At 38.7% G+C, this 16320-nt stretch carries 10 protein-coding genes; 6 read left to right on the top strand and 4 right to left on the bottom strand.

Annotated features, from left to right (window positions below):
* From PLH43_RS04915 to PLH43_RS04890, 6 genes are all read left to right on the top strand, one after another.
* Nucleotides 1–2306: PD-(D/E)XK nuclease family protein (locus PLH43_RS04915; protein WP_324360684.1), on the top strand; the 2306-nt coding region annotated here is incomplete at its 5' end.
* Between the two features lie 27 nt (nt 2307–2333).
* The gene (addA, locus tag PLH43_RS04910) at nt 2334–6092 is read left to right on the top strand and encodes a helicase-exonuclease AddAB subunit AddA (protein ID WP_324360682.1); all 3759 of its coding nucleotides are present in this window, start codon (nt 2334–2336) and stop codon (nt 6090–6092) included.
* Between the two features lie 183 nt (nt 6093–6275).
* Nucleotides 6276–6674: a helix-turn-helix transcriptional regulator gene (locus PLH43_RS04905; protein ID WP_324360680.1), complete on the top strand. Its 399-nt coding sequence runs from the start codon at nt 6276–6278 to the stop codon at nt 6672–6674.
* Nucleotides 6664–7458 (top strand): ImmA/IrrE family metallo-endopeptidase, encoded by a 795-nt coding sequence (locus tag PLH43_RS04900; RefSeq protein WP_324360679.1) that lies wholly within the window; start codon nt 6664–6666, stop codon nt 7456–7458. The genes PLH43_RS04905 and PLH43_RS04900 overlap by 11 nt, the downstream gene beginning before the upstream one ends.
* 1 nt (nt 7459) lies before the next feature.
* The gene (locus PLH43_RS04895) at nt 7460–8383 is read left to right on the top strand and encodes a transposase (RefSeq protein WP_324360677.1); all 924 of its coding nucleotides are present in this window, start codon (nt 7460–7462) and stop codon (nt 8381–8383) included.
* A gap of 125 nt (nt 8384–8508) precedes the next feature.
* Nucleotides 8509–9237, top strand: coding sequence for a class I SAM-dependent methyltransferase (locus tag PLH43_RS04890; RefSeq protein WP_324360676.1), 729 nt, complete (start codon nt 8509–8511; stop codon nt 9235–9237).
* A 392-nt stretch (nt 9238–9629) separates the two neighbouring features.
* Here PLH43_RS04890 and PLH43_RS04885 read toward each other — a convergent pair whose 3' ends face one another.
* The 4 genes from PLH43_RS04885 to PLH43_RS04870 form a co-directional block, all read right to left on the bottom strand.
* Nucleotides 9630–10988 (bottom strand): hypothetical protein, encoded by a 1359-nt coding sequence (locus tag PLH43_RS04885; RefSeq protein ID WP_324360674.1) that lies wholly within the window; start codon nt 10986–10988, stop codon nt 9630–9632.
* A gap of 107 nt (nt 10989–11095) precedes the next feature.
* Nucleotides 11096–13330, bottom strand: a complete 2235-nt coding sequence (locus PLH43_RS04880) for a stalk domain-containing protein (RefSeq protein WP_324360672.1) — start codon at nt 13328–13330, stop codon at nt 11096–11098.
* 34 nt (nt 13331–13364) lie between these two features.
* The gene (locus PLH43_RS04875) at nt 13365–14942 is read right to left on the bottom strand and encodes a stalk domain-containing protein (protein ID WP_324360670.1); all 1578 of its coding nucleotides are present in this window, start codon (nt 14940–14942) and stop codon (nt 13365–13367) included.
* Nucleotides 14943–14970: 28 nt separating this feature from the next.
* The gene (locus PLH43_RS04870; protein WP_324360668.1) at nt 14971–16074 is read right to left on the bottom strand and encodes a hypothetical protein; all 1104 of its coding nucleotides are present in this window, start codon (nt 16072–16074) and stop codon (nt 14971–14973) included.
* Nucleotides 16075–16320 lie beyond the last annotated feature (246 nt).

Genomic DNA, 16320 nt, shown 5'->3' with positions numbered 1-16320 from the left:
TGCGGTTGATTATGTCCATGCTGGATATTTTCATTGAAAACTGGTCGTATGAAGCAGTGTTCCGCTATCTCAAAACCGGTCTGACCGGCATAGACCAAAAGAGCATAGACAGCTTGGAGAACTATGTCTTAGCCTGCGGTATCCGGGGCAGCCGCTGGACTGAAGAAAAAGAATGGAGAATGGTTCCCGGGCTGATTCCAAACGAAAAAAGCCGTGAAGAAGTAGGGGAACTGCTTGAAGACATAAACCATATCAGAGCGCAGGTTTTGGCACCGCTGATGGAATTCAGGAAGAAAACCAAAGGCAAAAAGAAAGCCTCAGACTTCTGCGCAAGCCTTTATGACTTCCTTTGCACTCTTGGGATTCCCGAAAAAATTGAAGATGCTGTTGAGAAATTCAGAAAAAGCGGTAATCTAAACCTTGCCAATGAGTATTCCCAGGTTTGGAATGCAGTGATGGATGTTTTTGACCAAACAGTGGAGGTCATGGGAGATGAAACCTTTGGAATTGAGAGGTTTGCCAATATACTTGAAATAGGATTTGGAGAATGTAAAATCGGATTAATTCCTGCGTCTTTAGACCAGGTGCTTGTAGCAAGCTTGGATCGTTCCAGAAGCCACGAAATCAAAGCCCTTTATATATTGGGGGCCAATGACGGCGTATTTCCCCCTGCGGTAACAGAAGAAGGCATTCTTTCGGATCAGGACAGGGCCGTGCTTAGAAATGCGGGAATTGAACTTTCCAGCGATGCAAGAACTCAGGCCTTTGACGGACAGTATTTGGTATACAGGGCATTGACCATTGCCGGAAGTTATTTAAGAATCAGTTGGTCTATCGCAGACCATGAAGGAAGAACTTTGCGGCCTTCCTTGGTTATATCACGGCTTCGCAAACTGTTTCCGAACATCACAGAGACAAGCAATATTCTTCCATCCAATTCTGTATCGGAAGAAATGGAGCTTTTATCCGGAAATAGCCCTGCATTTAAGTCTATGGTATCGGCTTTGCGCCAAAAAGCGGACGGAAAAGAAATACAGCCTATCTGGCAGGAAGCGTACCGCTGGTTTGCTGCGCAGGATGAATGGAATCGGAAGTGTCAGGCAATACGATTAGCTTTCGAATATAAAAATTTGGCCCAGCCGATAAGTCGTGATAAAATTGCAGCACTTTACGGAGAACCGGCGGTTTCCAGTGTATCCAGGCTGGAAAAATACACTGCCTGTCCCTTTGCTTTTTACGTGCAGTATGGGCTTTGCGCAAAAGAAAGGCAAGTATACTCTTTGCGTCCGCCGGACGTTGGCACTTTCATGCATGCTGTCATTGAAGAATTTTCAAAGATTGTTTCCAAAGGGAATATTTCCTGGAGAGAATTTGACCGTGAATGGTGCAATGAAAAGGTTTCCGAAATTGTGGATGAAATGCTCGAGAAAATGCAAGGGTCGGGTATTGCAGCCTCAAGAAGATACATGGCCCTTGTCGTAAGGCTCAAGCGTGTAGTGGCAAGAGCGGTCTGGCTTATTGCCGAGCACATTCGAAGGAGCAGCTTTGAGCCGGTGGGATATGAAGTTGGCTTTGGGGAAAAAGAAAAGTATCCGCCAATTGTGATTGAGCTTGATACGGGTGAGAAAATCCGGCTCACTGGAAGGATTGATAGGGTGGATGCCTTAAAAACCGAAGACGGCACTTATTTGAGAATAGTTGATTATAAATCGGGAAGCAAGGACTTTAAATTGTCGGATGTATTTTACGGTCTTCAGATTCAATTGATTACCTATTTGGATGCTCTATGGGAAAACGGTGAAATGAATGAGGATAATCCGATAATCCCCGGAGGCATGCTGTATTTTAAGATTGACGACCCCATTATCAGAGGAAGCGGCAAAATGACTGAGGAAGAGATTGAAAAAGCCATTATGAGACAGCTCAAAATGAGAGGCCTTCTTTTGGCGGATGTGAAACTGATAAGGGAAATGGATAGAAACATTGAAGGAGCTTCTATGATTATACCTGCCACTGTCAATAAAGACGGAGGGCTCGGAAAGAATTCTTCTATAGCCACGATGGAGCAGTTTAAACAGCTTCGCAAATATGTAAGAAAACTTTTGAAGGATTTGTGCGGCGAGATTATGAAGGGAAATGTGCCCATAAAGCCATATAAAAAGAAGGGGACTACGTCCTGCAAGTATTGTAGTTTCCTGCCTGTGTGCCAGTTTGACACTACGATGAAGGAAAACTCTTTCAGAAATCTTTACGACAAAAAGGATGATGAAGTATGGAGTCTTATGGCACAGGAGGAAGAGAAGTAATGCATTTTTAGTAAAGGTGGATATAAAATGAGTGGAAAGACCATTTGGACCGACGAACAAAGGGAAGCCATTACCGGAAATGAAAAGAATCTCTTGGTTGCTGCGGCGGCAGGTGCCGGAAAAACTGCTGTGTTGGTGGAGAGGATTATTCGGAAAATCACCGATGAAGAAAAACCTGTAGACATTGACAGGCTGTTGGTGGTTACCTTTACCAATGCAGCCGCCACCGAAATGAGGGAAAGGATTGGAGAGGCTATCTCCGAGAAATTGGAGGAGAATCCCGGCTCGGCCAATATTCAAAGACAACTTACGCTGCTGGGGAAAGCAAGTATTACCACCATCCATTCCTTTTGCCTGGAAGTAATACGCAGCAATTTTCAGCAAATCAACATAGACCCGGGTTTTCGGATTGCCGATGAAACCGAAAGCCAGCTTATGAAATTGGAAGCCTTGAATGAAGTGTTTGAAGAGCAGTATGAGAATGAAAATGCGGATTTTTTTGAACTTTTGGAATGTTATGGCGGCAACAGGTACGATAAAGAGCTTCAGGATATGGTGCTGAATCTGTATAACTTTATCCAAAGCAGTCCATGGCCTGGAGAATGGCTGGAAAAAATGACGGAGTGCATGAATGTCCCCGAAGGAACGGATTTTGGGAAGACTCTTTGGGGCAGGGTACTTTTGCAATCGGTAAAGACTGAACTTGAAGGCTTGAAGGAAATGGTATCCCGGGCGCTGGAGATATTGAAAGATGCTTTGGGACTGGAGAAATACCAAGCTGTATACATGGAGGATTTGGCCAATATTGAGGCCATGCTGAAGCTGTTAAATGAAGACAGCGATATGCAATGGGACAGGACTTTTAATGCGCTTCAAGGCATTGAGTTTGCAGTACTGCCCCGTTGCGGCAAAGGGGTTGACAAGGATAAACAGGAAATTGTAAAGAAAATCCGGGATGATGTAAAGCAAAGCATAAAAAGGCTTCGGGAAAAAGTGGTTACATCTGTTTCGAATGAGATTATCAATGATATGAAAGTCTTGTATCCTAAGATGAAATGTTTGGCAAGCCTGGTGGAGCAGCTTGCGGGAAAATATGCAAAAAAGAAGAGCCGAAAATCTGTGGTGGATTTTAATGATCTGGAGCATTTTTGCCTGGAAATTCTGACGGAGAAACAGGAAGACGGAAGTATACTGCCTTCCAAAACGGCCATTTTATACAGGGAGAGGTTTGAGGAGATTTTGGTGGATGAATACCAAGACAGCAACCTGGTACAGGAGACTATCATCAATATGATATCCAAAGGTGATGATAAAAGCCCCAGAGTGTTTATGGTCGGGGATGTCAAGCAGAGCATTTACCGCTTTAGACAGGCAAGGCCCGAGTTGTTTCTGGACAAATACAACACGTATTTGCTGGACAAGGGAAATCCATCGAGGAAAATACTCCTTTTTAAGAATTTCAGAAGCCGCAGGGAAGTAGTTGATGCTATCAATTTTCTGTTCAAACAAATTATGTCGGTTGGTGTGGGGGAGCTGGACTACACCGATACCGAAGCTTTAAATGCCGGAGCGGTGTTTGATGAAAACGAAAGAAAAGATATTACGGTTGGTGGAGAAGCGGAGCTTCATCTGATTCAGACGGATGGGGTAGATTATATTTCTGCAGGTGAAAATGAAGGTGAGGAAGGACAGCAAGATGAGGGCGGAGAAGAGGATGAGGAAATGCTGGACAATATTCAGTGTGAAGCAAGGCTGGTGGGCAGAAGAATCCTTGAGCTGACGAAGCCGGATGAAAATGGGAGGCATTTTTGCGTTTTTGACAAGGCAAAAAATGAGTATCGCAGGGTTGAATACCGGGATATTGTAATACTTCTTAGAACCACAAGGAACTGGGCGGAGGTTTTTGCTGATGAACTGTCCGTGATGGGAATACCGGTTTTTGCCGATACCGGAACGGGATTTTTTAAAACAGTGGAAGTCCAGGTAATGCTTTCCCTTCTGCAGATTATTGACAACCCTTTGCAGGATATTCCCTTGCTTTCGGTGCTGCGTTCTCCGATTGTCGGATTTAGCACCGATGAGCTGGCGGAATTGAGGATTGCTGACAAAAGAGTGCTTTTGTTTGATGCATTAAAGAAACTGGCGGAAAGCGGTCAGACAGATGCGGCAAGAAAAGCTTCGGCATTTCTTGAGAACCTTCAGAAATGGAGGGAAATGTCGCTGTATATGTCCAATGACCGGTTGTTGTGGCAGCTTTACAACGACACCGGTTATTACAGCATTGTCGGAGCCATGCCTGCAGGGGAGCAGCGGCAGGCAAACCTTAGAATATTGTATGAGCGGGCCCGGCAATTTGAAGAAACCAGCTATAAAGGATTGTTCAATTTTATAAACTTTATTGATAAATTAAAAAGCAGCAGGGGCGATATGGGAAGCGCAAAAATCTTAAGTGAGAATGACAATGTGGTGCGTATCATGAGCATCCACAAAAGCAAGGGATTGGAGTTTCCGGTGGTGATTGTTGCCGGCTGCGGAAAGAAATTTAACCTTCAGGATATGAACAAGAGCATCCTTTTGCATCATGAACTGGGTTTTGGTCCGGATGTGGTGGACTACAAGCTGAGGCTGTCATGGCCGTCGATGGCAAAACAGGCTATAAGGGAAAAAATTAAAGCCGAAACCCTTTCGGAGGAAATGAGGATACTTTATGTTGCCTTGACGAGAGCCCGCGAAAAGCTTATTATCACCGGTGCTGTCAGGGATGTATCCAAAACTGTGGAAAAGTGGCTCGATTGCGCATCTGTCCAAGAGAGCAAGCTTCCTGTCTATGATATGCTGAAAGCTGCCAATTACCTTGATTGGATTGGACCTGCGATTTTGAGGCACAAAAGCTGCAGCGGACTTCGGGACTGTATGGGAAGTGCCGATTTTCGAGGTCAGCTCATTGATGACCCTTCGGTGTGGAGCATAAAGATATGGAGCAAAGGCGATGTACAAAGCGGGAAGATTTTAGAAGAGCAGGAAGAAAGTGAATTTGTGAAGTGGCTGGACAGCCTGGAGGAGGAAGGAGAGCCTTCGGAATATGCAGAAGAAACAGCAAGAAGGCTAAGCTGGAGTTATCCTTACATTAAAGCTTCCAAAGTGCCCGCAAAGGTTTCGGTGACGGAGCTGAAAAGGCGTTATAACGAGATGGTTTCGGAAGATGCAATGGCTTTTCCGGAGTACCTGCCGACCTTGGTAAAGAAGCCGATGTTTCTGGAGGAGAAGAAGGGCCTAAGCTATGCCGAGAAGGGAACAATACTCCACTTTGTCATGCAGCACTTGGATTACGATAGGGAGGATATTGAAGCCCAGATTGAAGAAATGGTGGCAAGAGATTTGTTGACACCACAGCAGGCACAGAGTGTGGATGCAGATAGAATCCGGCGTTTTCTGAGTTCTCCTCTTGGAAAGAGGATGCTGGCCTCAAAAAGCATAAACCGTGAGGTGCCGTTTAATATTGAGATACCGTGCCATGAACTGTACAGGGATATGGAAGATGAGGACTGTCACGGTGAGACACTTCTTCTTCAGGGGGTTGTCGACTGCTATTTTGAAGAGCCGGACGGCATTGTGCTGGTGGATTACAAGACCGATTATGTGGCTCCGGGGAATGTTGAGACGATTTACGAAAGATACAAGGTGCAGATTCTTTATTATGCCAGGGCGCTGGAGATGCTCACCGGAAAGAAGGTAAAGGAGAAGTATATATGTCTTTTTTGGAATGGAGAAGTTTTGCAGTTTTAATGAAGTATAATTAACGGAACGGTTTAAGCTGTAATTGGATTTGATTGAAAATACACGAGTATATTGCGTTGTGATATAAATACAAATAAGTTTTGAAATAATAGAGTAATTAAATTTAATTATTTTGTGAGAATTACATAACAGTATCAAAATATGATACAATATATTCAAGGAGGGAGTGAAATGGCTAATTCTGTGCAGAATTTATTCATACAAAACCTAAATAAGTATATTGACCATTATGGAATCAAACAGGCATTTATATCCAAACGTGCCGGAATTGAAAAGAATAAGTTGTCGCGAATTCTTAACAGTGCCCAGCCAGTTACCTATGAAGACATGCATTCCATATCCAATGCTTTGGATAAAGACATAAAATATTTCCTTGGGGAAAAACTGGATTTATCAACTCCCGATTATAAAGACTCGGCTTCAATAGCATTTTATATGGGAGCTGTGGATGAAAACAAGGAAAAGCTGGCCAATCAGGTTTTTGATTTATTGGATTATATGGATGCGATTATGGGAATTCGCAAGAAATTAGAAAGAGATGCTGTAGAGGTTTCGGATTATGGATTTTAACAGATTTAAAGAGATTATTGTCAAAAACAGGGTATATGCCGACAGTGTGAAAGAAACCCTTAAAGTTTTCCATGACAGAGTCAGGTGGGACGGAGGCATTCCAAAGATAATGAAAGAAATTGCAGATAAATTGGATGTGCTAATTTTTCAAGTTCCACTGATTGACAGTGACTTTGGAGCTGTTTTTTTAGATACAGGCTACAGTAAATATTTGCTGCTGAATTCAAGTCAACCAAGGAGCAAAATGTACTTTTCTTTTTGCCACGACATATACCATATTCTAAGTGGAGTACCGGAATACATAAATGAGAAAAGGGAAGTTCATTTCAATAATGATTATCCTTCCAATGAAAATGAGGGTAAGGCAAACCTTTTTGCGGCAAATTTGCTGATGCCGGAAGTAGAGTTTAGAAAAATGTATGACTTGTATAAGGCTGATAATAACGACATTGAGGAAATAGTTGCAAAACTGATGAATTATTTCAGTTCTCCTTTTGTTGCGGTTTTAATACGCCTTTACGAGCTTAAGATATTGGATAATACTGAAGATGTCAAAAAAATGCTGGAGTATGGTGACGATCAAATTAAAGAGTTGTTTGATTCTTTATGGCTGGATCGGGATATACTTGAACCGACTTATAAAGACGAAATGCCATTTGTATTGAAAATGCTGAAAACAGAGGGAGCTGATTTGGTAGAGAAGCAACTTTTGTCTGAGTACAATTATAACCGGATTATTGAAGGTATAGAAAAAATATATTTTGATATAAGGAAAAAGACGTAGTATGGCAAAAAAGTATCAAGAAGTTCCTTTAAACTTCAGCTCCTTCGAAGATTATCTGATAGATAAAAAAGAGGAAGTGGTTGATGCTTTTACCAAGGCACATCAATACTTTTTCTATGATACGTGTTCTATTTTACATCATTCAAATTCTGCTAACAGGCAGACCATTATTAATTATTTGAAAAGCAAGGCTGATATAATATTTGTGACCAGGACAGTATTAATGGAACTCACTGCGAACTCCTTTGAGCTACATTCGGCTCAAATCCAATATTTCAAGGAACTTAACGACAGTGGCTTTAAAATTGCCCTTTTTGATGAGGAACTAATTTATGATTGTTTAAAAGAAGCTTTGAATATTAGCACCGAGGAAGCCAACAGACTGTTGGGATATGCTATTAAAGAAGTATGCAGATACAAGGCAAAGGTAAATGAGATTGTTGAGAACATGGACAGGCATATGTCCGGCAAGCTTAAAAGTACAAATCCGGGGAATAGAGAGTTGTTCGGTGCTTTCTTTCGATATGCCAGGACACAGAAAAGTGAGGGGGACAGTCTTGCAGAGGAATTAATTCTTATCTGCATAATTGTACTTACAAGAATTCCTATGGGACGGTATATTTTAATAAGTGATGATATGAGGATAAGGCCTCAGGTAATAAGCGTAAATGATTATATTTTAAAGCACCACGGAAGAAAAGAGCCTTATCAACTGACAACATCGTCGTTAGTGTATAAAATGTACAAGGATAATATACTAACCGACAAAGACGATATGATTGAAATTATGAAAGCAGCTTTTAAAGGAAATGTTAATGTATTTTATGTTGGCGAATATGACATTGAGCAAAGATACGAGTCTTTTAAGTGTGAAGATTTGATTGACAGGCTTATAAAAGAAAAAGATTTTAAAATAATATATTAGCAAATTTCCAATAGAGCGAGGTGTTATTCTTGAACATTTTAGATAAATATAGCGAGATGAGTATAAAGAAATGGAATGATTCCCCGCAGGAAAACAACAAGTAATATAGTAAAATATGGTTTGATTTGGATGCTGAGCTGCTCAAAAATTATATCAACGGAAATATAGAATCTTTACCGGATGAAATTAATTGGATATATCCCAAAAAGCTGTTTAGGGATGTAGAGGGCAAAAAAGTCCTATGTCTTGCAGCGGGCGGCGGTCAACAATCCGTAGTATTCAGCCTCTTGGGTGCAGATGTAACAGTTTGCGATATTTCCATAAGCCAACTGGAATTGGATGAAAAGGCAGCACTGTATTACGGATACGAAATCAAAACAATTAATTCCGACATGAGAGATTTAAGCTTATTGGAGAATAGTTATTTTGATATTGTCTATCAACCTGTCTCACTTTGCTTTGTGCCGGATATCGAAAAGGTTTATTCCGAGGCATACAGAGTTTTAAAAAACAATGGTATATATTCGGTAAATCATTGCAATCCGTCTACATATCCCGTGTGGTTTGAAGGAGGGAAAAATGGCTGGGACGGAATCGGATACCGAATTGCAGAGCCGTATATATGCGGTGAGATTAAAATTGATGAAAATGGCAATGAAAACATGACTATAGGGGAGGGTATAGGAGAATTCAGACATTCTCTAAGTGATATATTTAATAAACTGATTGAGGCAGGATTCATAATTGAAGGGGTTCTTGAAGACCCAAGAACCATGAATGCAAATAAGAAAGAAAAAGACATTTACTCAATCATCTTAAGCTACTTCAGTATATTGGCAAGAAAAAAGATTTAGAATACAAAAGTAATGATTTAAACACGGACATTTAAAATTATTTAAGGTAAAGAAAAATTCTGATATACCTATGGATTTCGCGGATGCAAGTTTAATTTTAGTTTCTGAGTTGGATAATATTAAAGAAATAATATCTATCGATTCGGATTTTTATATTTATAGGAACCTCCGTAACGAATATATTAAAAATATTTTTAATTATTAACAATTCGCACAGAGAGATTTCGAATGATTAAAATGAAATAGGGTGGTTATTCAATCAAAAACATAGAGGGCAGTCCCTATGTTTTTGATTGAAAGATTTTGATAATACGATATTTTTATCAATAAGTAATTTCTATATGGACTTTATAGTGTTCTAGAGAGATGTAGAATGGAAGTTTTATACTCTATCACTCATCGGATATACCGTACATGGTCAAATATTTCTCTTCGTCTTTTGATATTTCCAGCTCCCTTTTTGCTGCTTCTATTACTTCAGCAGTAACAGAGTCTTCCACGCCTTTTTGGATTTCAACATTTTCATTAGCACTCTTAACCTTTTCAACCAAATAATACAGCTTTTTGACTTTTTCTTTGTTCTTTAGTTTTATCTCTTTTGATGTACGGGACTCGGTTACCCATTCTTTGTCTTTCGAATCTAAATATATAGAGGTCAAATAATTGTTTTCCGTAAATTTCTTACCGTTTTCCAGTTCTATCTGAATATAGTAATTTAATTCCTTATCGCTTTTATAATATATGAGTCTATTTTCTATTCTTTTTATGTAACTTAGATCATACTTCGGAATTGCCTTTATATCAAAAAAGCCGGCATCATATATATATTCGTTGTCTATGTAGGTATATGTGGTAAAGGAAAAAATCAATAGCGGCAAACATATAATCAGCGCAAATATTTCTCCCTTTATACCTTTACTTCTATATGAGGCATAATTTTTATTTATTTTTGACAAATTAAATATAAATTCCGCAGAAAATTTAGCAATTATCTTTTTTACAATTATTCCGAATATAGCAGCCGATATGAAAATAAACAGTACCAATTCAAAAAACATATTGGGAACTGGGCTTTTAAACATCATATATTCTTTGTTTTTCAGTAGAATATCTTGTTTTAAATATATATCTGTAAACCCTGCAACACCTATTGATATTACAAAATATACACAAGTAAATATATCCCAAATTTTGTTTGCAGACTTAAAATTAGCTGCCAGACTGTCAATATACTGCGGTGTATTATAATGCTCGAAGGTTTGTTGATAAACACTTGCTTTGTCTTTTTCAACAAAACTGTTTATAATCATGTATATATCTTCTTTTTCTTCCGGAAGCATATTTCGGTCAAACCATGTTTGAAATATTACCAGCTTTTCGTTTACTTCTATAAAATAAATCTCCGTCTTCTCTTTTTTAATTTCTATGACAGCTTTATCTGCCCGGTAACCGTTTATATTCACCGATTCCAATTTAGGAGCCAAATCTAAATTTATTTTCTCTATTTTATTTAGATACCAATCTATATATTCCATTTCCAAATCTTCAATATTATTATCATTGATATCGTAAAAATAGAGATTGACCAATTTATTACCATGCTTGAATTTTATATATCGCTCCTCCGGCTCGGAAACTGAAAAATACCCTTTAAACATTATTTGAAATTCTTCAGCTTCCAGCATATACACCAGGTTCTTCTTGGTAAACAGGGCTTCATTAGCATATCTACTGTCTTCGATTATGTTCATATCAATAAATCACCTCTTACAGTAGATTTTAACAGAAAAAATTCATTTTTTAAAGTATATTTTGAAAATGCTTGGGTAAGTTGGATGCTGTTAATCTTCTGAAGCATTTATTGTTTTTTATTCGATATCATTTTATATTTTTCTGGAGAATCTTTGGCTGTATAAAACTTCATAGCTTCATCATAGCATGCCGCTGCCAGTTTTTTATTCTCGTTTGCGTTTTGCAGCCTGGCCAAAGAATTATAGGCATCGCCGAGCTTTATGTGGACATCGGCATAGGATGCCGGAATTGCATCGGGAGAATAGAATTTTAGAGCATCCTTGTATGAGTCTATGCTTTTTAATATGTTTTCCTCAGAATTCTCGATAGTGCCTTTAGCAAAATAGGCATCACCAAGAATTGTCTTTACAATTGCAAAATATTTCGGTGCATTCTCAAAGGTAAATATTTTTAGAGCAGTTTCGCATACCTCGATAGCCCTGTCTATATTTTCAGAAGGCTCAATAATATTCAATTCGGCAAGCTTTACTTGTGCAGCTCCAAGATGCGCCTGCGTATATAAAAAGTAAACGGGCTCATTTTCCGGTTCATATACCATCAATGCTTTATTAAAGCATGCGACAGCTTTGCTTAGGTTGTCTTCGGGATTGCTATAATCACTCATCTCCAAATATGCTTTTCCCAGCTCAATATTTGTAGAGGCATAATCCTCGGGGTATGATTCCAGTGTAAAAATCTTAAAAACATTTTCAAAGGATTTTATCGCCTTGACATAATATTCTTCTCCGCCTTTTATATTTGCAATAATCCTGTAGCAATCTCCCAAGTAATATTGAAGGTTTGCATAAAGCAACGGATATTGATCTATGGTATATACCTTTGCAGCTTCGTTTATTGCCTCAATAGCCTTGCCGGCAATTTTTACATCACTTGAGAACTGGGCCATTTGAAGATGTAATATTGCAAAACGTAATTCTACATACGCATAACTTGTCGGGGATGTATCAGGGTCGCAGAATTTCAGAGACTCCTCAAAAGCAGCAACGCCATTCTCAAAGAATTCTTTTGAGGGATCAAACGACATAAAACTTTGATAAACAACTCCGATATAGCATTGAATCCGTGCATATTTATTAGGATCGCTCTTTGCATCTATGCATCTTAAGACATCCTGAAACGCCTTATAAGACATATCAAGGTATTGCCTGCTATTAAAGCTGATGGAAAGACGCAAATAAATAATACCTTGAATTTCTTTTGCATCTTTATAGCCATCAGGATTTGATTCGGGACTGAATATGCCTAGTGCCTCTTCACAAGATTTTAGGGCTAATGCGAGGTTTTCCGCAGGCTCCTTCACGTTAGCCAACGTATAATGGGAAAATGCCTTGTAAACATGAGTATATGCGTAGTCGTGAGGATTTTTTTCTTTGTCGTACAATTTCAAGGCTTTATCCATTGCATTTAAGGCCTTTTGGGTGTTGATTTCAAGATCCCTTACATTTGCATAAGTGGAATAAGCCCTTGCCATGCCCTTGTACGCGTCGGCTATATACGAAGAATATTTCACATCTTTTATGTTTGCCAATACTTCTTCAAAAATGGATATTGCCTTTAAAACATTTTCCTCTTTATTGATGAGAAAAGACAAGTAAATATAGGCGTTGGCCATATTATTCATTGTATGAGCATACTCTTCGGGATTTTTTTCACTTGAAATATTTTTAAGAATCTGTTCATAGCTCTTTATTGAGCCTAAATAATTGTGATTTTCCAGAAGATTGTCGGCAGCATTGATTTCATTTTTATAATTCCCTTTATTACACCTCTTGACCACACTTACAATTACGTTGCTTCCTGTAACAAGAAAATTATCATCGCCGGATACGGAAACCACTGACCCGTTTTTACTTGTAAAGTAAACGGTTTTTTCATCTTCCTTAAGAATTACATTGACATCCAAGCCTTTGCAGATTAACTCGGAAGTTACATATATCCTTCCGTTAACAATCAATGAAGGCGCGGAAAGGGTCAATATTTCATAATCAATCTGGGCTGTCTTGCTGCCCGGATTAATTAAAACTTTTCTGCCGGCTTTTACACATGAAGCCGTTTTAGTGGCATCGTCCCATTGTACATTGAAACCGAAAATCTCGTATATTTCCCTAAGTGGCAACAACAAGTTTCCGTTGTCGACCATAGGTGCCATGGTAAACTGTACAGGCTGCCCGTTTATTTTCACATTATATTCGCTTGACGCCGTAACAGCTCGTACGGAAATTACGAGTGCCAGGTATATGAAAAAAGTTTCCAGCAGTAAAATTAATTTTTTTGTATTCATTTCTGTTCATCAGCTTCCTTCTGATATATTTCGTTTATTTTAAGTCTTCCAGTTTTCTAGCCGCCAAGAGAGCCTCAGAGTGATACTTTGGATAATCTGCCGGGTCAAATACCTTAAGACTGTTTTCATATGCCAATCCGGCTTCGAAAATATACTTGTCACTATTGTAAAGTTTTGCAAAGAGCAGTTTCAAGTTGCCAAGCTTGTAATTTGCCACGGCATAAAGGAACGGATGACGTTCTATTGAGTAAAACTCAATAGCCTCCTCGTATTCTTTTTCTGCCATGATTAAATACTCAACATTGCCGAATTTCTCATAGTATTTGGTATAGATTTCTCCCATGTGCTCATGTGCCTTTGCATAATTTAAAGGATAGCTTTCGGCAGTCCATACCTTTAATGCCTCTTTAAAATTGTCTATTTCTTTTATATCCGTCTCCTCAAAGTTGTTTGCCCGAACCGTGACACCTTCTTCAAAGGGGCATAATATGTCAAGAAGGTTATTGATTATGCCCAGGTGAAACTGAACAGTTGCATAATGGAAAGGCTCCGTGTCCAAAGAATATATATCAAGTGCCTTTGAAAATACGTCCTTTGCATCTGTAAGATACTCTTTGGACAGTTCGGGTATTCCCAAATCATAATAAGTTTTCCCCAAGTTATATTGAATTAGAGCATAGTCCATATAATGCTGGGGAAGGGTATAATACTGCAGTGCTTCATTGTAACAGATTAACGCATTTAAAAGGAACATGTTGTTGCCGGTGACATCCGACAAAATCCTGTAAGCACTTCCAAGGTTATTAAGCGTTAAACTGTAATTTGCATCATTATTATTTCTGTAATAATTCAAAGCTTTGTGATAAAAACCGATTGCACTAAGGATATTGTTTTTTGAATCCTTGGAACCGGAAAGCTTGCTGTATGCATTCGCAAGATTGTTCATTACATGAGCATAAATATCCGGATTCTCCTCCTCCGAGATATTGTCTAAAATTTCCTTGTACTTGCGCACGGCCTCTTCTTCATTGTTTGAGGCAAGAAGCCTGTCCGAATAACTTATCATATCGCTGACGGTATGAATGCTATATGGCTCGAAGATGTTTACAATCAAGCTGTCTCCCAATATAACAATGTTACCGCTGCCGCTTACTGCAATGCCTGTTGTATCGTTGTCCGAAGTAATAATTATATTGTCTTTTTTATCCCATCTGACTTTGAGGCCAAACTCCTCGGTAATAAACCTTTGGGGTATGTAGCTTTTGTCCTTTAAAATCCTTAAAGGCTCGTCCATAATATAATGCCTGCCATCAATATCAACCTTTGTACTGCCTGCTTTGAAACGAATAACCCGGTTTTCGTTCGTACACAGGATAGTCTTTGATTGATCGTTCCAGCTGACTTCCCAACCAAGAGATTCAAAGATGCTTCTTAACGGGAGATATATAACTCCGTTTATATTTTCCGGACGGGCATTTTCTATATTAAGGCTTTTGGCAGTAAGACGAATATCTTTGGCAATAACTTTATGGCTGCTGTATACAAAACAGAAGCATATTGCAAAAGTCAGAAACATAGTCCAAACTGTGAACTTTTTTATCATACTCGTCATATGTATCACCGGTATTATTTTCTTAAAATTATTCGGTTTCAATGCTTACAGCGTTTTGTTCTCCTAATATCACATTCGTATTATCTCCATTGATTTGAATATTCAAATTGCTCCAACTGTTGATTTGCGTGTTGGTTGTTATATTTTGCTCATAGCCTTTGCTTATATTGTTTGTTGTGTTTTCTTCATAGCTATTGTTTATATTGCTTGATGATGTATTTTGCTCGTAATTTTTATCCGTATTGTTTGATTCATTGTTGCTTACAACAGCTTCTTTTTGCTCGTTTTCTTCCTGAACGGCTGTATCTTGGGCATCGGCCTGTTGTACCTCAAGAACAGGCGAAGGCTCGGGAATGGGAGAGGGAACATCTGCTTTTTCGTCCTCAACCGGTGTATTGTATCCGCTTAAGTCTTCTGTATCTAAGATATCCGAATCTTCCTCTCCTGTAACGGATTCGCCGTACAAAATTCCATCTTTTGATTGAGAAGCATCCGAGCTGCTTTTAGCCATACCTACGGAAAAGGCAATTATTATTGTGCCTGAAATTATCCATACTAGAAAGACAGCCAAAGCAGTACTGCTCTTGAAAAAGTTTGCAACTTTTAATGCTTGCTTTTTGGGGGCAAGGTTTAATACTCCATTAAATTTTATTCCCGGACCGTTTGCCAGCTTTTGAAGGTTGATATCGGTTCCTTCGGGAAGAACAAAATCAAGCTTAACAGTGCCGGAATAAGTTTCTTTTTTTTCGGCCGTATGCTCTTTTTTTACTACGCCCATACTTTTTTCTTCGTCGTCTTCGGGCATTGCCACGCTTATGGCTTCTTTTAGAAACTCGTTGAAATCTTCGGTATTTAAAATAATATCTCTAATCTTGCTTTTAATCGGTGCTTTTTTGAGTAATTCCTCAATATTATCCCTTATCAATTCTTTTTGGGAAGAAGTGGTTTCGTTGTTGACAAATTCTACAATTTTAAGAATATCGTCATTTTTGGGATATATCACGTTATTTCTCCATTTTGATATAATAGATACATCTTTGAGCAGATATTCGTCGGCAAGGATTTTGGCATTTTTCTTCGTATACTTGAAGATGATTTGCAACAGTGTTTTCATGTCATAAATCTCGTACATTCTAATCTCCCCCTTGTAAAGTACTTGGTTTATTTTTATAAGCCAAAACCGGTTTTGAATTCATTTAAATTCCAAAACATACAAATTATTCGTTTCTTTCTCTCTTTAAAATTTTATTACGCATATTATACACTATATAAAAAAGAAATTCACTAAAAAACAAATGTTTTTTCAATATTTTTTAAAAGAAGCTAAAAAAACAAGGCTGGAGTGCTTTGCCCCCCAGCCTTGATGAAAAAAATCCAA

The sequence above is a fragment of the Acetivibrio sp. genome, assembly GCF_035371925.1.
In the GTDB taxonomy this organism is placed as follows: domain Bacteria; phylum Bacillota; class Clostridia; order Acetivibrionales; family Acetivibrionaceae; genus Hungateiclostridium.
Note: the sequence above shows the minus strand (reverse complement) of the source record. Positions and strands in the feature narration are given on the sequence as shown.